Source organism: Vibrio sp. 1401 (genome assembly GCF_033340295.1).
Map to the genome: position 1 here is coordinate 44363 of NZ_JAWOWF010000017.1, position 19049 is coordinate 63411.

The window sequence follows — 19049 nt, forward strand, 5'->3', positions numbered from 1 at the left end:
AAACGGAATATCGAAATGAATTTGCATGAATACCAAGCCAAACAGCTGTTTGCAGAATTCGGTTTGCCTGTGCCAGAAGGCTACGCGTGTGATACACCACAAGAAGCTTTTGAAGCCGCAGGCCGTATTAGTACAGCCAAGAAAGTAGTTAAATGTCAGGTTCACGCTGGTGGCCGTGGTAAAGCGGGTGGCGTAGAGCTACACGATACAAAAGAAGGCGTTAAAGAGTTTGCACAGAAGTGGTTAGGTAAAAACCTAGTGACTTACCAAACTGACGCTAACGGTCAGCCAGTAACAAAAATCCTTGTTGAAGAAGCTTCAAATATTGCGAACGAACTATACCTAGGTGCGGTAGTTGACCGTGCTAGCCGTAAGATCGTTTTCATGGCTTCTACCGAAGGTGGTGTGGAAATTGAAAAAGTTGCGGAAGAAACGCCGGAACTCATCCACAAAGCAGCAATTGACCCACTAGTAGGTCCACAAGCTTACCAAGGTCGTGAGCTAGCGTTCAAACTTGGTCTTGAAGGCGACCAAATCAAACAATTCGTTAAGATCTTTATGGGTCTTGGCACTATGTTTTCTCAGTACGATCTTGCTCTGCTAGAGATCAACCCACTTGTGATTACTGGTGAAGGCAACTTGCTATGTCTTGACGGTAAGATCAACATCGACTCAAACGCACTGTATCGTCAGCCTAAGCTTCGTGAAATGCACGATCCTTCACAAGAAGATGAGCGTGAAGCACACGCAGCTCAGTGGGAGCTGAACTACGTAGCACTAGACGGTAACGTTGGCTGTATGGTTAACGGTGCAGGCCTAGCAATGGGTACGATGGATATCGTAAACCTACACGGCGGCAAACCAGCTAACTTCTTAGATGTAGGTGGCGGCGCGACGAAAGAGCGTGTTGCTGAAGCATTCAAGATCATCCTATCTGATGACAATGTGAAAGCGGTACTTGTTAACATCTTCGGTGGTATTGTACGTTGTGACATGATCGCAGAAGGTATTATCGGCGCGGTTAAAGAGGTAGGCGTAAGCGTACCTGTTGTTGTTCGTCTTGAAGGCACTAACGCTGACCTAGGTCGCGAAGTTCTTGCTAATTCTGATGTTGATATCATTGCTGCTGAGTCGCTAACTGATGCTGCTCAGAAAGTTGTTGCTGCTGCGGAGGCTAAATAATGTCTGTATTAATTAACAAAGACACTAAAGTAATCTGTCAGGGGTTCACTGGTGGTCAAGGTACTTTCCACTCAGAGCAAGCTATCGCATACGGTACGCAAATGGTTGGCGGTGTGTCTCCAGGTAAAGGTGGCCAAACTCACCTAGGTCTTCCTGTATTCAACACAGTTCGTGAAGCAGTAGAAGCGACTGGCGCAACAGCGACAGTCATCTACGTACCAGCACCTTTCTGTAAAGATGCAATCCTAGAAGCGATTGACGCGGGTATCGAGCTAATCGTAACGATTACTGAAGGTATCCCTACTACAGATATGATCGACGTAAAAGTGAAGCTAGAAGAAACTGGCGTTCGCATGATTGGTCCTAACTGTCCGGGCGTTATCACTCCTGATGAGTGTAAGATCGGTATCATGCCTGGTCACATCCACAAGAAAGGCAAAGTAGGTATTGTATCTCGTAGCGGTACTCTAACTTACGAAGCAGTTAAACAAACCACTGACGAAGGTTTCGGCCAGTCTACTTGTGTTGGTATCGGTGGTGACCCAATCCCGGGTTCAAACTTCATTGATATCCTAAAACTGTTCCAAGAAGACCCTGAGACAGAAGCGATCGTTATGATCGGTGAGATCGGTGGTACTGCAGAAGAAGAAGCAGCAGCATACATTAAAGAAAATGTAACGAAGCCAGTGGTTTCTTACATTGCTGGTGTAACTGCGCCTCCTGGTAAGCGTATGGGCCATGCTGGTGCGATTATCTCTGGTGGTAAAGGTACTGCTGAAGACAAATTTGCTGCACTAGAAGCGGCTGGCGTTAAAACTGTGAAATCTCTAGCAGAGATTGGCCAAGGTCTACGTGAAGTGACGGGTTGGTAATCGACCACACTACTTAATAAGTATTAAAAAGCCTGCGATTTCGCAGGCTTTTCTTTTTCCGTTTCCGTGGATTTATGTTTGTTGTTAGCAAGGTCTTTCGCGTTTAATGCTCAATGCGATTATGCTTTGCTTTTAATCAGCTGGCTCAGCATAAATAAGGATGTTGCGCTGATCACTACGGAAGGGCCGGCCGGTGTATCGAAGTGCCATGATAGGCTAAGCCCCATCAGTACTGCCACTGAGCCAATAATGGATGCGAACAATGCCATTTGCTCTGGTGATGAAGAGACTTTACGTGCTGTTGCTGCTGGGATAATTAGGAGCGAAGTCATGATCAACGCGCCAACGAACTTCATACCTACTGCGATTACTACACCCACCATTAGCATTAACACCAATCTAACTAAGTCTGTATTCACGCCCTCAACAGCGGCAAGTTCTTCACTAACAGTACTAGAAAGCAGTGGGCGCCAGAAGACGTACAAACACGCACTTACCGCAACAACACCTGCGTAAATAAACATCAGATCTTGTGGAGAGACGGCAAGTAAGTCCCCAAATAGGTAGCTCATTAAATCGACGCGCACGTTTTCCAAAAAGCTAACCGATACTAAACCGATAGAGAGTGCACTGTGTGCCAAGATACCTAACAACGTGTCTGTAGCCACAAGTTGTTGCTTTTGCAGAGTGACAAGCAAAACGGCCAGAGCTAAACAGCAGACGAGTAGGGCAAGGTAGAGATTTACATTGAGCAAAAAACCCAGCGCTAGGCCCATTAATGATGCATGAGCTAGGGTATCTCCGAAGTAAGCCATTTTACGCCAAACGACAAATGACCCAAGCGGACCGGCAATGATCGCGATACCAATACCAGCAAGAATAGAAGGTAGGAGAAACTCAATCATGATGGTGATGTCCGTGTTTATGGTGGGAGCATGATATCGCATCACCGCTTACTGGCGTTCCGGATAAATCGTGATGATGATGCTCATGGTCGTGATGATAAAACGCGAGAGACTCTCTCGCAGCATTGCCAAATAGTGCGATGTAAGAAGGGTGCTGAGTAATAGTGGCAGGTGAACCTGAGCAGCAAACATGGTGATGCAGACAAATAACATCGTCCGTTTTCGCCATCACTAAATGTAAGTCATGCGACACCATAAATACGCCACAATCAAAGCGGTGACGAATGCTCTCAATTAAGTCATAGAGATCGATTTGACCTTGGATATCCACACCCTGAGCTGGTTCGTCTAATACCAACAGCTGAGGACGCTGAAGCAGAGCGCGCGCCAGTAACACTCGTTGGTTTTCACCACCGGATAAGCGATGCATATTACTATTAAGTAAATGTTCAGCGCCAACAAGCCTTAATGCATCAATGCACTCCTGCTTACTGTATTTTCCTGCTAAATTTAGGAAGCGGGTTACATTCAATGGAAGGGAGTCATTGAGCTTCAACTTTTGAGGAACGTAACCAATTTTCAGTTTTCTTTGTCGGTTCAACTTGCCGCTTGTTGGCTTTTGAAGACCTAAGATAACTTTGACTAACGTTGATTTTCCCGCTCCATTGGGACCAATTAGGGTAGTTATTTTGCCCTTTTCTAATTCCATACTAATGTTATCGAGAACTCTGCGGCCATCGAACTCGACGCATAACTGCTCAAGATGGACTAAGGAAGACATGAATGAAACTCATTTGCAAATCAATAATGTTATAATGTAACATTATCTCACTTTCCACGCCATATCCCAAGTAAAACTATGAAAAGAGCATTAATTCTTGCTGCCTCAGCAATGTTAACACTTCCAGCACAGGCAGTAACGGTACTGACGAGTATCAAACCTATTCAGTTGTTAGTAACAGAGCTTACTCAAGGAGTAACTTCACCAGACGTGCTATTGCAGTCTAACACATCACCCCATGACTATGCTTTGCGTCCATCGGATGTTAAAAAGGTCGCTTCGGCTGATTTGGTTATTTGGTACGGACATGATCTTGAACCGTTTCTAGAGAAAGTTGTTTCGGATAGATCGAATACTTTGACTATTAGTCAAATTCCAAATCTAGAATTGCGTGAATTTGATAGTGAGCACAACCATGACCATGATGGGCACGATCATGGCTCACATGATCCGCACTTTTGGCTAGGTGTAAGCCAAGCACAACAAGTGGCCAAGGCTGTTGTGAATCAACTTGTATCACTTGATCCGGAAAATGCAGCTCAATATCAAGCGAACCTCAAAAAGTTTGAACTCGAGCTAAAAGACACTGACCAACAGATAAAGCAGAAGCTGGCACCAGTAAAAAACAAAGGTTACTTTGTATTCCATGATGCTTACGGTTATTTCGAAGATCGTTATGAACTAAATCAAATGGGGCATTTTACTGTGAGCCCAGAACGAAAGCCAGGAGCGAAGACCTTAATTCAAATTCGTCAAAAGCTAAGTGGTGGAGATGTGGCTTGTGTATTTTCTGAACCTCAGTTTACCCCGGCTGTCGTTCAGAGCGTAATGAGAGGCAGTGACGTCGCTAAAGGCGAGCTTGACCCGTTAGGGAGTACAATTGAAGCAAAACCTGGCAGTTACTTTACTTTTCTCAACAATATGGCGAATAGTTTTGAGCAATGCTTGAACAAAAAGTCAGATTAAGTGCTGTCGTAATGTAGGAGTAGTCTTTTTAACGTGATCCAGTAGTAAGAATTACAACCTTTGGTAAGGCGAGCCTTTTCTCAGAAAGTAATTGAGATATCATTACCAATAATTATCAGCTCAAAATAACCGTATCAATCCATGCTTTACAAACGATGAACGGTCACTTTCCGAGCACAAATTGATACAAAAGGTTTTCGTCTTGCTACGCCAATTAGCCCTTGCTCTGTTGGGCTTTGTCTTATCCTACCAAGCATTTGCGCTTCATAATGCAAATGCAATCTTTTACCCTTTGCCAACTCAGGCAAAGGGTACTTTTATCGCGGCTAAAAAGTTGTTCTTGGGTGAAAAGGGCGGTTTGTGGATTCATGACGTACACGGACGAGTCCTGTTTTACGATGGTCAAACTATATTACCTAAATCAGGTAGCTTCCTACAAACGTCGGCTAAGCAGTTGGCTTATCATAAAGGTGCTTTTTGGACCTTTATTGAAAATGAGGTCTATCGAACCTATCCAAATCAGGAACGACGTTTAGTCTTTAGTTTAAATCCAGGCTCACAAATAAGAAAAATAGGGTCTTCAAAGAACTATATTTGGGTGAGTGATGGCGCGCATTTCTATACCTACAATATCGACACTAGCGAATTAAACTCTTTCTCTCTATTGCAGCTCTATCAACATAGTAATAATAGCTACGTTTACATTAATGATGCGGTGCTAGTTGAAACGAAGTGGGCACTAGCAACGACTTCCGGCTTCTATCTTTCTGAAGGTGATAAGTTTGACCATGTCGCTGCCTCAGGTCAAAACTACATTGAGAAAGTCTATTATTCACACACGCGAAGAGAAATTTTGATAGGTACATTGCGTGGCGCTTTAATTTTCAACATTTACCAGCCTGATAAAGAAGTGATTAGAATTGGCGGCTCACATGTTTTGACATTCGCAGAGACAAATCAAGAGTATTGGGTGGGGACCGAGCATGGTCTTTATTTGTACTCATTTTTTTCAGGTGAGGTCACCGAAGTCGCGCCTGCAAGTTTTCTTGAGTTAGAGTTAGATAACACGAAGATTTATTCGTTGTTGAGCGACAATATGGGAGGGATGTGGATTGCGACTAACCAAGGTATTCGTTATTACTCGCTATTTAGTAAAAAATTTGAACGAGTGACCTTTAGTAGTTATGACTCACACACCCTATCAGGACGAATTCGGCAAACTATTGAAGGTCCTGATGGTGCGCTTTGGTTTGCTGATGACCGAAAGATTTATCGTTCAGGAAAGAGTGGGATTAACCAAGTCTTAGAGTTGGAGTCGCAGATCAATGAATTTGCGTTTCAAAACGGTATGCTTTGGCTTGCGACCTCAAAAGGGCTGGAAATATTTGAGCTAAATGGTCTCAACAAGATTACATATCCTTATTTACAGGTTATGGCCGGACATGCCGTAGAGCATGTGACCGTTGATGGTGATGACCGTCTTTGGGTATCAAGCGGATACCATCTTTACAATGTTGATACTGCTGCACGAAGCGTACGAAACTTTGGAAGTGAGTGGCTAGTAAGTCAGTATTTGCCTGCTAAGGTTACGCGCCTATATGATACTGAAGATGCCCTATTAATAGGCACCGATCATGGCGTATACCAATACAGTAATGACAACATCCAGTTTATCCGTTTTTCAGAAAAGTTTGGTGAATCATTAGACATGACCACGGCGGTTGATGGCAGCCAGTGGTTTGCTTCATCTTATGGTGTGTTTAAAACTGATACACGAAGCGATGAAAAACGTGTTGTTGAAATGAGTGAGCCCAACGCCAGACCTGCTTGCTTGATCAGAGACAGGCAAGGTGTATGGTTAGCTTCCTCTGTCGGTTTAAGCTATTACCACCTTTCGGGTGAGTTAGTGAAACATTACTCATCGTCATCAGGCTTAATGAACAATGAGTTCCTCCCTGGTATTTGTAGCGTTATACAGCAGACAGAAATTGGTGAGCGAGAGCTTGTTCTGGGGTCGAAGTACGGACTCGTAAAAGCAGAAGCATCCAAGCTGCTTGTATCTAATCCCCCAGAGTCTAAGTTTATTGTTAGCCAAGTTGTGCTTGAAAATGAAGTTCTGCAAGTTGGTAGTGCCGATCTGAATGGGCTCACACTGCCATATGGATCTTCGCTGAGTTTTTTATTCGGTGTGATGCCAAAACCAGACAGTCAAAACTTGTACTATCGATTGAACAACGATGACCCATGGCAAACGTTAGAGGGGGGCCAACTGACACTCGAGCACCTTAGTTCCGGTGAATATCACTTGCAGGTCAGTAATGAGTCTCAAGTTGCCGCTGGAGTCGTTGGTTTAGAATCTCACTTTATCGTCCTTCATCCTTGGTATCTATCGCGATTTGCTATTTTAGGCTTTGTCGTAGCTAGTATTGCGGTCGTTGCAGTACTCGTATTCTGGCGCTCGCGCTACGTTGTACAGGCTAACCGTGATCTAGCAGCTCAAGTGACCCTCAAAACGAATCAGTTAAGACATCAAAGTAGAGTGTTGCTTACGAGCAACCAGCAATTACGTAAACAGATTCAAGTTAGAAACCTACTCGTAGACCATGTAGCTCTATCCATAAAATCAAGCGTCGACTTTATTGTGGCGAAACTACCTATGCCTCTGGATACTGCGACAGAGGATCATTTGGCTAAAACGAATTGGCAGTTAAATGAACTCAAAAGTGTTCCAAGTGATGTAAGTGGTGGGAGCCAGAACTACAACTTGAGTCAGATAACTCAGTCAGTGGTTGATGTATGGCAAGATGACTTTGCAAAAGCGGGTATTTTGGTAGAGCTAGAAGATGAGAGCAAGCAGAGCCGGGTTGCTCTGGAAAGCTTTAATCTTGATGTTATTTTCAATAGCATTTTTGCCAATATCATCAAGCGCTCTTTCCGAGGTCAAACGGTTAGAATTATGCTAGAAGAGGGGCATGATATTGTGTCATTGAGCTTTCTTGATTACGGGACGCAATTACCTAATAAAGTCGCGACTGGGTTTCCATCTAACTTAAATCACTCTGAGTTGAGTATTGACCACCTTGCCCAATTAGTGACAACGAGTGGTGGTTATTTGGCTGTCTTCTCTTCTGATGCTCAAAACAAAGTCGAGATTACATGGCCATCTGCGAAGGAAAGTAGTTATCTGGATGAACCGCAGCAAGAACTCAATCCTGTAACTATTGCAGAAGATCAAGTCACACCAGAGAAAGAGTGGTTGCAAAAAGTCTATCAATTAGTGGCAGAGCATTACCATGATCCTGAATTTGGCACTGCGTCAGCCGCTAAAATGCTGTATATGTCTGAACGCTCTTTGCAGAGACGTTTTAAATCTGCCTCGTCAAGAACGTTAAAAGACTATGTCACAGAGGTTCGTTTAGAAACGGCGTGTGAACAGTTATTGGCGGGTGAGAAAATCAGTGAAGTCGCCTTTAACTGTGGCTTTAATGATCCATCTTACTTTAGCCAAAAGTTTAAGCTACATTTTGGTTTGCCCCCGTCCAAGTTTGCTTTGACTCAAGAAAGCCAAGAAATTAACTAGAAAACCTTCATTACACGCTCCCTAGTTAATAGTTAAGATGCTGGGGAGCTGCATGCAGTGCTCTATTATTGCTGCAGTTGCTAACGCAGTGAGTTTCATTGTTTTTTCATCACATCTAGCCTACAAATCCATTCTCAACACGTAAGCACGATCACGTTCTATCTGTTAGTCGCGATGTTCATAGCAATAAGCATAAATGGCTTCAAGAGAATGATTTATTGATAGTTGCAACAAATAAATGACAGTTGTATTGCTGTATCAAAAGAGCGTTGTTCATTTGGGTGAATGATGGTGTGCGACATTCGTGAAAACGAAAACTGTGTTGAAAAGATGAATAAGGTAAAGAAGTTTTGAAAGAGGTGAAAAAAATATCGTGGTATAGCCGGGGGGACTATACCACGGGTGTCAAGGACACCTTCGCTTGCTGCCGGAGTGACATGTTGCCATGCCACCTCTGGAATTTATTAGAGAGGTTGCCCTCTCGATGGAGTAACTATACGAGAGGTTACTTATTTTTCTTATAAAAATAACGCCATGTTTATATGAGAAAAGCGACAACGTTTGGTTTTTTACTTAACCAATTGTTTTAATTTGTATTTTTTGTTTTCTATCTTGGTTTGTGACATTTTTGTTTCGTTAGGTGTCATTTTTAATTGTTAATTTTGACGTAAATAACGAGAGGAAATTTACGAAGTTAACGTTTGAAAGCGTGAAAACATTTACGGAATCTTTGATTTCACACAAGGATTGAAGGGGTATAGGGGAGTAATATTGGCAACCTAAACTTATTAAATAATAATATTTCTCATTAGCAATACTCTTAAGGGCCACTATGAAGTTATCAGAGATTAATCCTGGCGATACGGTGACGATTCGGTTGTTAGATGGTCTTTCATCAGATATCAGAAAGAAACTCATGGTAATGGGGCTGCTTCCCAATACAGAAGTCAAAGTGATTCGACGTGCGCCAATGGGCGATCCTTTACAAGTCGAAGTCCGTGGTGTGTCTGTCGCATTGCGAGAAACAATTGCTCAGAAAATTGAAGTGGAGCGAGTGTAATGCAATATCAAGTGCTAACCGTAGGTAACCCTAATAGTGGTAAAACGACGCTATTTAATGGTTTAACTGGCGCAAAACAGCAAGTTGGTAACTGGGCAGGCGTCACGGTTGAAAAGAAAACGGGACAATTCAAGCATGCTGGGGATGAGTTTTTGCTCACTGACCTTCCGGGTATTTACTCATTAGACAGTGGTAATGATAGTAATAGTATTGATGAATCCATCGCATCGCGTGCGGTTCTAACTCATCCTGCTGATCTCATTATTAACGTGGTGGATGCTACAAGTTTAGAGCGCAGCTTATACATGACGCTGCAACTTCGCGAACTTGGTCGCCCTATGATTGTTGTCCTCAACAAGATGGATGCGCTAAAGCGTGAACGTCAGATGATTAACGTTGCAGAGCTTGAGAAAACGTTAGGTTGTCCGGTTGTCAGTTTATCTGCAACCAATAAAACTCAAGTGGCAGAGTTTAAAGAAAAGCTCCATAAATCCATCGTTCAAGGAGTGCCACTTAAAGAATTGTCTTTGCATTACGGTGAGAAGATGGAGTCGGCAATTCAAACGGTTTCCGCACTTTTTAACGACCAAAACGTCGCTCATCGTGCACTAGCGATTCGTGCGCTTGAAAAAGACACAATGGTGCTCAATAGTCTTTCTGATATTGATAGAAGCAAAGTCTTGGAAGTCATTACGACGTTAGATTTGGATATCGATTTGCATGTCGCGGATACTAAGTACACGCATCTGCATGAACAGTGTAAAAAAGTTCGCCGAAGCGAAGGCAAGTTAAGTCGTAGTGTGACTGAAAGACTCGACCAGTTTATTTTGAACAAGTGGATTGGAATTCCTTTCTTCTTTGTTGTTATGTACCTGATGTTTATGTTCTCGATTAACATCGGTAGTGCATTTATCGACTTTTTTGACATTGGTGTGGGCGCATTATTGGTTGATGGTGGGCATCACTTGTTAGACGGTCATTTGCCTGTGTGGTTAGTGACGGTTCTTGCTGATGGTATCGGTGGTGGTATCCAGACGGTTGCAACCTTCATTCCGGTTATCGCGTGTTTGTACCTCTTCCTAGCGGTACTTGAGAGCTCAGGTTACATGGCTCGTGCAGCATTCGTACTAGATAAAGTGATGCAGAAGATCGGCCTACCGGGCAAAGCATTTGTACCGTTGGTTCTTGGTTTTGGCTGTAACGTACCGTCAATCATGGCAACTCGTACTCTAGACCAAGAACGTGAGCGTAAACTGGCTGCCTCTATGGCACCATTTATGTCATGTGGTGCTCGTCTGCCTGTATACGCGCTATTCGCTGCGGCATTCTTCCCAGGTTCTGGCCAGAACATTGTATTCGCACTTTACCTACTTGGTATTGTGGCAGCGATCTTCACAGGTCTTTTCCTTAAGCACACGCTTTACCCAGGTAGCAGCGACAGCCTAGTGATGGAAATGCCAGATTACGAGCTTCCGACGCTACAAAACGTGGTGATCAAAACTTGGCAAAAGCTAAAGCGCTTTGTACTTGGTGCAGGTAAAACCATCGTTATCGTTGTTGCTATTCTGAGTTTCTTCAACTCATTGGGTACTGATGGCAGTTTTGGTAACGAAGACAGCGAAAACTCGGTGCTTTCTAAAGCTGCGCAAGTTGTTACTCCAGTATTCGCGCCAATCGGTGTTCAAGAAGATAACTGGCCAGCGACGGTTGGTATCATTACCGGTATCTTCGCAAAAGAGGCGGTAGTTGGTACGCTTAACAGCCTATACACCACGCCAAGCGACGGTGAAGACGCAGAATTTGATCTAATGGGCAGCCTAGAAGAGGCAGTAATGAGTATCCCTGAAAACCTAGCCGGTTTGAGCTACTCAGATCCACTAGGCATTGAAGTGGGTGACTTAACTGACTCAAATGCCGTTGCCGAAGAACAAGAAGTCGATGCTTCTATCTTCGGTAACATTAAATCGCAGTTTGCTTCTGGCAATGCCGCATTTGCTTACCTAATCTTTATCCTACTGTACACTCCTTGTGTGGCGGCGATGGGTGCTTACGTACGTGAGTTTGGTCATAAGTTCGCACGCTTTATCGCGGTTTGGACAATGGGCTTGGCTTACCTATGTGCGACGTTCTACAACCAATTGACGCATTTCGCAGATAGCCCAGTAACAAGTGGTATTTGGATGGCTGTGATCGTAGCTATCTTCTTTGGCACATACCGTGTGTTCAAACAAGTTGGTAAGAAACAAAACGGTGCATTAGAGGCGCAAGTAGCATGATTTTAAAAGAGCTTTATCAATTCATTGCAGACAAAGGAACCGTCTCCCAGTCAGATCTGGCTAAACAGTTTGGGATGAGTGAAGATGGCGCCGACGCGATGTTAAACGTGTGGATTAAGAAGGGCAAAATTAGCCGCCTAGTCGACACTAATAAAGCTCATGACGTGACTCGTGTTCGCTACTCAGTGACTAAACAAGATGGTTTGTCTCTGACAGTCACCATGTAGCGACTATCAAAATTAGTCACCTAAAAATTATCACGTAAAAACGACAAAGCCGCATCAGCAATGATGCGGCTTTTATTTTGCTGGTTATTGTTTGTGAATACAGCGAAATTAATGTTCTTCAGAGTGTTTAGTCGCGCCTAACTCTAGGAACTTTAAACCAAGACTTAAAACTAAAATCGAAATAGGTAATGTTAAGATCGTCCAATCTAAGCTGTCGAAGTTAATCAGCACGAGCTCTAAGAACTTCACAAACAAGATCACGATGATGACTTCAGCCAAAATGTTTTTTAGATGGCCGATGTTTGGGGTTCTGATCCAATGCAAAACCGACTGCTCTTGTGTTTTCGCTTTAGCTTTGTTGGAAATAAATAGTGTGTAGATGCCGTGAGCAAAGATGAACAAAACTAGTGCGACAAGAAACGTATCCAGTGACTTGATCAAATAAGCGATCGCGATGTCTGCTTTATCTAAATGTGCGAGTGCTTCTGGAGGTGTTTGATTGAGAATGAAGACCGCAAATGCCGAATAGGTTTTTGCTGCACCCATAAGAAAAAGCAAGAATGAAGCAGCCATAGAACAGATAATGGCGATCCAGCTGACGTATCGGAATGTGTTGAAGACTTGTTTCATGATGACCCTCTCTAACTGAGCTGGTAGTCTAAACAAGTTTTATTTTAGTGATAATCCCAGAAAAATGAGAAAGATTGTTACAAATACGTATTAATCTTTCTCTGTCTATTTCAGCCGTATTCAAAGGCGAATTATTTTCGCTAGCAGTGCTTATGCTTTTTGGAAAATAGAACTCAGTGACAGCACATTTTTAATGCGACCAAGCAATTCGTTTTGCTCTTCTTCTGTACGGAATTCACCTTTGGTGTTACCCCAAACCGGTCCCGGCCATGCTACGTCATCTTTGAAGCGAGCAATATGGTGAATGTGCAGCTGTGGCACCATATTACCTAGCGCACCAAGGTTTAGCTTGTCTGGACGGAATGTTGCTTCCAGTGCTTGGCTTACCGCTTGAGACTCTAGCAAAAACTGTTGCTGTTCTTGCATTGGCAAGTGGTGAAGCTCTTTTAGGTTTGCACGTTTAGGGACCAAGATAACCCATGGCACGGCGTTATCTTTATGCAGAAGCGCCACACACAGTGGGAAGTGGCCGATAACGGTGGTGTCTTTTGCCAGTTGAGGGTGCAGTTCAAAACTCATTATGTTGTCCGATTTGAATTGAATGACATCAGTATACGCCAGATAAAACAAAAGGTTGACGCTTTCACGTCAACCTTTGTCATCATTTAGCTTGTGCTACTTAAGCTACCTACGTAAAAGCGGATTACATACGCTCTAGAGTATCAATACCTAGTAGAGACAGACCTTGCTTGATGGTCTTCGCTGTTAGCGCTGCTAGTTTCAGGCGGCTTTGTTTCACTGCTTCGTCTTCAGCAACTAGGATAGGGCATGCTTCGTAGAAGCTAGAGAACTGACCTGCTAGTTCGAATAGGTAGCTACACATGATGTGTGGTTGGCCTTCGCGAGCGACAGATTGAACCGCTTCTTCGAACTGCATAAGCTTAGCAATAAGTGCTTTCTCTTTCTCATCAGTGATTTTGATGTCACCTTGGAGAGCGTCCATAGCAACACCAGCTTTAGCGAAAATAGAAGCTACGCGAGTGTATGCATATTGCATGTATGGTGCTGTGTTACCTTCAAACGCTAACATGTTGTCCCAATCGAACACGTAGTCAGTCGTACGGTGTTTAGATAAGTCAGAGTATTTAACCGCTGCCATTGCAACTGTTTTAGAGATCTTCTCTTTTTCTTCCGCATCTAGTTCAGGGTTTTTAGATTCGATCAGCTGTGCTGCACGAACTTCTGCTTCATCTAGAAGGTCGGCAAGGCGAACGGTACCACCCGCACGAGTCTTGAATGGCTTACCATCTTTACCAAGCATCATGCCGAACGCGTGGTGCTCAAGAGATACTGACTCAGGTACGTAGCCTGCCTTACGAACAATTGTCCAAGCTTGCATTAGGTGCTGGTGTTGACGTGAGTCGATGAAGTAAAGCACACGGTCTGCGCTTAGCTCTTCATAACGATATTTTGCACATGCGATGTCTGTTGTTGTGTATAGGAAACCGCCATCGCGTTTTTGAACGATAACGCCCATTGGTTCGCCATCTTTGTTCTTGTATTCATCTAGGAATACAACTTGCGCGCCATCATCTTCAACGGCAAGACCTTGTTCTTTTAGGTCTGCAACGATCTTAGGAAGCATGTCGTTGTACATGCTCTCGCCCATCACGTCGTCACGAGTCAGTGACACGTTTAGACGGTCGTAGTTGCGCTGGTTTTGGATCATGGTTACATCAACGAGTTTTTTCCACATTTCTGCACAGTACTCGTCACCGCTTTGCAGTTTCACAACGTAGTTTCGCGCCTTTACTGCGAAGTCTTCATCTTCATCGTACAGCTTTTTCGATTCGCGGTAGAAGCCTTCAAGGTCCGCAAGCTCCATAGAAACTTCGCCAGACTCTTGTTGTACACGTTCAAGGTTTGCGATAAGCATACCGAACTGAGTACCCCAGTCGCCGATGTGGTTCGCACGGATCACTTTGTGACCTAGGAACTCAAGAGTACGTACCACCGCATCACCGATGATGGTTGAACGTAGGTGACCAACGTGCATTTCTTTAGCTACGTTTGGTGCAGAGTAGTCAGCAACGATAGTTTGAGCTTCGTCTGCTGCAACGCCAAGACGTGAGTCAGCCAGTGCTGCTTCCGCTTGTTTTGCTAGGAACTCTTCGCTTAGGAAAATGTTGATGAAACCAGGACCAGCGATTTCTGTCTTGCTTGCAATACCATCTAGGTCTAGAACATCCAGTACTTTCTGTGCAAATTCTCGTGGGTTAGTACCCAGTTTTTTAGCAACGCCCATTACGCCGTTTGCTTGGTAGTCACCAAATTGTGGCTTTGCTGATTGGCGTACTGCCGCAGGACTGCCTGCAGGTGCGCCAGCGGCTTCTAGAGCCTGAGATACTTTGTCATTAATAAGTGCTTGGATATTCACACGCGTTTCCTTCAATTCAAGGACGAAGAACTCGGCGAAGTAAGTGCCGAGTTCTGTTGGAGTTCACAAAAATGGGGCTAATGATAACAACTTTATTGCTTTTCATACAGAGAGGAATTGGGGAAATTTATACTTTTTCGATTGAATGGAAATGTGGTTTGGTTTGCGTTTACTATTGCGCTCAGAGTAATGAGATAAATCGCCCCAAAAGAGAACCACAATGACGACTCAACTAGTTGAAAAACGCCTAGCGCCTGAATTGATGATCCAAGATTTGGATGCATTTATGGCGAAGATTGAAGAGTTTGCATCCCTGTTAAAACTGGATCTGAGCTTTGCTCAAGCTGACCATATTGCGTTGCGTATTAACGATACTGATACCGCAAAAGCTGCGCATGAGGCTTGGAGTCAATACGGAAAGGTGATTTCACAAGCGAAAATCAACGGTCGCCCAATTATTGTTATTGAGTTCGATAAAGCGTTGGAAAGTCGTGGCTGGAAGATTGAGTGTCTGGAGCTGCCATACCCTGCGGAAGGCAAAATCTACCCAACTGAAAGCTGGGAACATGTGGAGTTTGTGATTCCGTCTCATGCCGAAACCGCAGATGAGTTTCTTGCTGATTTGAGACACACTTATCCAGCGTTTGGCGCACGCTTTAATGAGTTAGAAGAGCTGGGTGTGAAGATCAAACTGTCGAGCCCGAAAGGGGATGGCGAACGCTTGAACAACCCAACGGTGGCGTTTAAGTATCAAGGCATTTGTATCAAGCTGCACCCGCATTCACTTAAGCGTATTGTGGAGTCTGAGCAGGCGTAACTTGCTTTACGTCGTGCGCTGTTAGTCAGAGGGGTCACTTAAACTCACAGTGTGCGGATATGAGATTCCTGATCTCGCTTAAGCTCGTCGGAATGACGCGCTTGAGTTGTTTGCGTTTGGTTAAGTGATGCGTACTAATTAGCTTTCATGCTCATGCCTCATTTACGTCATTCCCGAAAGCGACGAAGGAGCGTAGTCGGGAATCTCTTACAAGCACTTCAATAAAACATCCACCGACAGATAAAAAACGCGTAACGAAAAGACAATGCCTTCTCAAATTACGCGTTTTTAGCAGCTAGCAATCAGCTGCGAATTTAAAGAATAACCGTCTTATTGCCGTAAACAAAGACGTGGTCATTGATCACTTTATTCAAAGCCTTACTCAATACGTTCTTCTCTACATCGCGTCCCGCTTGCGCCATATCTTGGGCATTGAATGTATGGTCGACAGGAATTACGTCTTGCTTGATGATCGGCCCTTCATCTAAATCATTAGTCACGAAGTGTGCTGTTGCACCGATGATTTTCACACCGCGATCGTAAGCTTGTTGATATGGCTTCGCGCCAATAAAAGCAGGTAAGAAGCTGTGATGAATATTAATGATTTTGTGGTGATATTTCTCAACAAACGTCGGCGTTAATACGCGCATGTATTTAGCTAGCACCAAAAAGTCAGCATCGTATTGATCGATCACTTCTAGCATCTTCTGCTCGTGTTCTTCACGGCTAAGGTTTTCATGGGTCACATGGTGGTAAGGAATGTCGAAGCGTTCAGTGAGAGTTTGCAGTTTGTCGTAATTCCCCACCACAGCGGCGATCTCAACATCTAGGCTTCCATCGTAGGTTTTCATCAGAATATCGCCTAAACAATGCGCTTCTTTTGTGACGAGAATGACGATGCGCTTACGGCGAGAGCCAACCAATTTACGCTTAGCACCTTGCGGGAGAGCTTGGTCCAAGTCGGCAAGAAACGTTTGATCGTTGAAGTACCCCTCCAACTCCGTTCTCATGAAAAAGTGGCCACTGGTATTATCAACAAATTCGTTATTGTGAACGATGTTGAGTTGGTGCTTGTAACAGATATTAGTAATTTTCGAGATGAGACCCGGGGCGTCAGAACAGTGGGTCAACAGTGTTTTCTTTTCCATAAATCAGGTACTTCCATGCATTAATATTTTAGCGTACGAATTTGTTATTATTCCCTGGCGGGTGTAACTGTACTGCCATGTTTCACCATAAATAATCTATTCTTACGTTGGTTTCAACAAAATATCCGCGTGTCGCCGCAAGCTGGTCAGATTGTGGGCTGATGTCACTCCTATTCCTCTGATATACTCTCGATAATTTTTCAAACTCAATACCAAGCATGATCGCAAAAACTTTTTCCTCTGATGGCGCGTTAGGTAAGGCCATTCCTGGCTTTCAAGCTCGTCAGCCACAAATCGATATGGCGGAAGCCGTCAGCAGTGCGATCAAAGATCAAACCCAGTTGGTGGTGGAGGCAGGAACCGGAACCGGTAAGACCTTCGCCTACTTAGTCCCTGCGCTGTTAAGCGGTAAAAAAGTGATCATCAGTACAGGCTCGAAAAACTTGCAAGAGCAGTTGTACCATCGTGACTTACCGCTCATGGTCAATGCGCTTGGTTTTTATGGCCAAGTGGCGTTATTAAAAGGGCGTTCTAATTATCTGTGTTTGGATCGTTTGAGCCGCCAAATGGTCGAAAGCCACACTAATGAATCTGACCCGACGTTATTAACTCAACTGGTTAAAGTGCGTACTTGGTCATCAGAAACCAAAACAGGTGACCTTGGTGATTGCGATGATCTGCCAGAAGACAGCATGATCATTCCGACTATCACCTCAACCAATGATAACTGTTTAGGTAAAGAGTGTCCGAGCTACACCGATTGCTTTGTATTGAAAGCGCGTAAGCGAGCCATGGATTCCGACATTGTTGTGGTGAACCATCACTTATTTCTTGCTGATTTAGCGATCAAAGAGACAGGATTTGGTGAACTGATTCCAGAAGCCGATGTGTTTATTTTTGATGAAGCTCATCAGTTGCCAGATATTGCGAGCGAATATTTCGGCCAGTCAGTTTCAAGCCGCCAAATTCACGATCTTGCCAAAGACATTGAAATAGCCTATCGCACCGAAGCCAAAGATATGCGTCAATTGCAAAAAGTGGGCGACAAACTCATGCAAAGCGCAATGGACATGCGGATTGTATTGGGTGAGCCAGGCTTTCGTGGCAACTGGCGTGAGGCGTTGCAATCAGGTTCTATTAAGCGAGAATTATTGCGCTTAACTGACAGCCTCGAATTGGCGATTGATGTACTCAAAATAGCTTTAGGGCGCAGTCAATTACTGGATACGGCCTTTGAACGAGCCAATTTGATCAAAGGCCGTATCGACCGGGTATGTGATGTCGATATTACCGGTTACTCATACTGGTACGATACCTCACCTCGTCATTTCGCTCTGCACATTACGCCTCTTTCTGTCGCGGACAAGTTCCATGAGCAAATAGAGATTAAACAAGGCGCGTGGATTTTCACGTCAGCAACCCTAGCTGTATCGGGCGACTTCAAGCACTTTACTGAGCGCCTTGGCCTCAAGCCTACAAAGCAATTTTCTCTGCCGTCCCCCTTTGATTATCAAAAACAAGCGCGCCTTTGTGTGCCAAGGTATTTGCCAGAGCCAAACAGTAACGGCTTAGCGGATAAGTTAGTCCGAATGCTTGCTCCGGTGATTGAAGAAAATGATGGTCGCTGCTTCTTTTTATGTACCTCGCACAGCATGATGCGTGAACTAGGTGAGAAGTTCCGAGAAGTACTTGAGCTGCCTGTGTTAATGCAAGGGGAGATGAGTAAGCAGAAAACCTTGGCGGAGTTTATGGAACTGGGTAACGCTTTACTCGTGGCGACGGGCGCTTTCTGGGAAGGGATTGATGTTAGAGGTGATGCGCTGAGCTGTGTTATTATCGACAAATTACCGTTTACCGCCCCTGACGATCCGTTACTCAAAGCCCGTATCGAGGATTGTCGATTACGTGGCGGTGAACCATTTGCTGAAGTACAAATCCCGGATGCAGTGATTACGTTAAAGCAGGGAGTCGGGCGATTAATTCGAGATCAGAAGGATCACGGTGCGTTGATCATTTGTGATAATCGCCTCGTCACGCGAGACTATGGTGGTATTTTCCTCGGAAGTCTACCACCTATCCCAAGGACGCGAGACTTAGATGGAATCAAAGCATTCCTGAAAGCAGAACAATCTGTCACAGACGCAAGTGCTGAGGCATAACCCAATAAA

15 protein-coding genes are annotated in these 19049 nt (G+C 44.2%); 9 read left to right on the forward strand and 6 right to left on the reverse strand.

What is annotated here, in order from left to right:
- The first annotated feature begins 15 nt into the window (after positions 1 to 15).
- Positions 16 to 1182, forward strand: coding sequence for an ADP-forming succinate--CoA ligase subunit beta (gene sucC, locus R7Z77_RS11020; protein ID WP_005382179.1), 1167 nt, complete (start codon positions 16 to 18; stop codon positions 1180 to 1182).
- Entirely contained in the window at positions 1182 to 2054 is an 873-nt protein-coding gene (gene sucD / locus R7Z77_RS11025) for a succinate--CoA ligase subunit alpha (RefSeq protein WP_005382181.1), read from the forward strand. Before sucC ends, sucD begins: the two co-directional genes overlap by 1 nt.
- Positions 2055 to 2173: 119 nt before the next feature.
- On the opposite strand, the gene znuB is transcribed toward sucD, so the two are convergent.
- Positions 2174 to 2959, reverse strand: coding sequence for a zinc ABC transporter permease subunit ZnuB (gene znuB, locus R7Z77_RS11030; RefSeq protein WP_005382183.1), 786 nt, complete (start codon positions 2957 to 2959; stop codon positions 2174 to 2176).
- A complete protein-coding gene (znuC, locus tag R7Z77_RS11035) occupies positions 2952 to 3740 on the reverse strand; it encodes a zinc ABC transporter ATP-binding protein ZnuC (protein ID WP_017634809.1) in 789 nt (262 codons plus the stop codon). Before znuC ends, znuB begins: the two co-directional genes overlap by 8 nt.
- 78 nt (positions 3741 to 3818) lie before the next feature.
- On the opposite strand from znuC, the gene znuA reads away from it, so the two are divergent.
- The 5 genes from znuA (at position 3819) to R7Z77_RS11060 (ending at position 11849) form a co-directional block, all read left to right on the forward strand.
- On the forward strand, positions 3819 to 4706 hold the full coding sequence (gene znuA, locus R7Z77_RS11040; protein ID WP_033906913.1) for a zinc ABC transporter substrate-binding protein ZnuA: 888 nt from the start codon (positions 3819 to 3821) through the stop codon (positions 4704 to 4706).
- A 202-nt stretch (positions 4707 to 4908) separates the two neighbouring features.
- Positions 4909 to 8286, forward strand: coding sequence for an AraC family transcriptional regulator (locus R7Z77_RS11045; RefSeq protein ID WP_171343124.1), 3378 nt, complete (start codon positions 4909 to 4911; stop codon positions 8284 to 8286).
- Between the two features lie 832 nt (positions 8287 to 9118).
- Positions 9119 to 9346 (forward strand): ferrous iron transport protein A, encoded by a 228-nt coding sequence (locus R7Z77_RS11050; protein WP_005382190.1) that lies wholly within the window; start codon positions 9119 to 9121, stop codon positions 9344 to 9346.
- Positions 9346 to 11622, forward strand: a complete 2277-nt coding sequence (gene feoB / locus R7Z77_RS11055) for a Fe(2+) transporter permease subunit FeoB (protein WP_054578018.1) — start codon at positions 9346 to 9348, stop codon at positions 11620 to 11622. The genes R7Z77_RS11050 and feoB overlap by 1 nt, the downstream gene beginning before the upstream one ends.
- Positions 11619 to 11849, forward strand: a complete 231-nt coding sequence (locus R7Z77_RS11060) for a FeoC-like transcriptional regulator (protein WP_169691303.1) — start codon at positions 11619 to 11621, stop codon at positions 11847 to 11849. The genes feoB and R7Z77_RS11060 overlap by 4 nt, the downstream gene beginning before the upstream one ends.
- 108 nt (positions 11850 to 11957) lie before the next feature.
- Here R7Z77_RS11060 and R7Z77_RS11065 read toward each other — a convergent pair whose 3' ends face one another.
- The 3 genes from R7Z77_RS11065 to argS form a co-directional block, all read right to left on the reverse strand.
- Positions 11958 to 12479 (reverse strand): YqhA family protein, encoded by a 522-nt coding sequence (locus R7Z77_RS11065; protein ID WP_005382193.1) that lies wholly within the window; start codon positions 12477 to 12479, stop codon positions 11958 to 11960.
- A gap of 150 nt (positions 12480 to 12629) precedes the next feature.
- A complete protein-coding gene (locus R7Z77_RS11070) occupies positions 12630 to 13058 on the reverse strand; it encodes an HIT family protein (RefSeq protein WP_005382194.1) in 429 nt (142 codons plus the stop codon).
- A 124-nt stretch (positions 13059 to 13182) separates the two neighbouring features.
- Complete coding sequence (gene argS, locus R7Z77_RS11075) at positions 13183 to 14916, reverse strand: arginine--tRNA ligase (protein ID WP_005388349.1); 1734 nt, start codon at positions 14914 to 14916, stop codon at positions 13183 to 13185.
- Between the two features lie 220 nt (positions 14917 to 15136).
- Between argS and R7Z77_RS11080 the strand changes: the two genes are divergently transcribed.
- Entirely contained in the window at positions 15137 to 15733 is a 597-nt protein-coding gene (locus tag R7Z77_RS11080; protein ID WP_025766980.1) for a VOC family protein, read from the forward strand.
- Positions 15734 to 16047: 314 nt separating this feature from the next.
- On the opposite strand, the gene purU is transcribed toward R7Z77_RS11080, so the two are convergent.
- Complete coding sequence (gene purU / locus R7Z77_RS11085; protein ID WP_005382206.1) at positions 16048 to 16881, reverse strand: formyltetrahydrofolate deformylase; 834 nt, start codon at positions 16879 to 16881, stop codon at positions 16048 to 16050.
- Positions 16882 to 17099: 218 nt separating this feature from the next.
- On the opposite strand from purU, the gene R7Z77_RS11090 reads away from it, so the two are divergent.
- Positions 17100 to 19040, forward strand: coding sequence for an ATP-dependent DNA helicase (locus tag R7Z77_RS11090; protein WP_025766979.1), 1941 nt, complete (start codon positions 17100 to 17102; stop codon positions 19038 to 19040).
- The last annotated feature ends 9 nt before the right edge of the window (positions 19041 to 19049 follow it).

Excerpts from the sequence above, each read along its gene's own strand:
- sucC (WP_005382179.1), top strand. The coding sequence starts at position 16 with ATGAATTTGCATGAATACCAAGCCAAACAGCTGTTTGCAGAATTCGGT.
- sucD (WP_005382181.1), top strand. The coding sequence starts at position 1,182 with ATGTCTGTATTAATTAACAAAGACACTAAAGTAATCTGTCAGGGGTTC.
- znuB (WP_005382183.1), bottom strand. The coding sequence starts at position 2,959 with ATGATTGAGTTTCTCCTACCTTCTATTCTTGCTGGTATTGGTATCGCG.
- znuC (WP_017634809.1), bottom strand. The coding sequence starts at position 3,740 with ATGTCTTCCTTAGTCCATCTTGAGCAGTTATGCGTCGAGTTCGATGGC.
- znuA (WP_033906913.1), top strand. The coding sequence starts at position 3,819 with ATGAAAAGAGCATTAATTCTTGCTGCCTCAGCAATGTTAACACTTCCA.
- R7Z77_RS11050 (WP_005382190.1), top strand. The coding sequence starts at position 9,119 with ATGAAGTTATCAGAGATTAATCCTGGCGATACGGTGACGATTCGGTTG.
- feoB (WP_054578018.1), top strand. The coding sequence starts at position 9,346 with ATGCAATATCAAGTGCTAACCGTAGGTAACCCTAATAGTGGTAAAACG.
- R7Z77_RS11060 (WP_169691303.1), top strand. The coding sequence starts at position 11,619 with ATGATTTTAAAAGAGCTTTATCAATTCATTGCAGACAAAGGAACCGTC.
- R7Z77_RS11065 (WP_005382193.1), bottom strand. The coding sequence starts at position 12,479 with ATGAAACAAGTCTTCAACACATTCCGATACGTCAGCTGGATCGCCATT.
- R7Z77_RS11070 (WP_005382194.1), bottom strand. The coding sequence starts at position 13,058 with ATGAGTTTTGAACTGCACCCTCAACTGGCAAAAGACACCACCGTTATC.
- R7Z77_RS11080 (WP_025766980.1), top strand. The coding sequence starts at position 15,137 with ATGACGACTCAACTAGTTGAAAAACGCCTAGCGCCTGAATTGATGATC.
- purU (WP_005382206.1), bottom strand. The coding sequence starts at position 16,881 with ATGGAAAAGAAAACACTGTTGACCCACTGTTCTGACGCCCCGGGTCTC.
- R7Z77_RS11090 (WP_025766979.1), top strand. The coding sequence starts at position 17,100 with ATGATCGCAAAAACTTTTTCCTCTGATGGCGCGTTAGGTAAGGCCATT.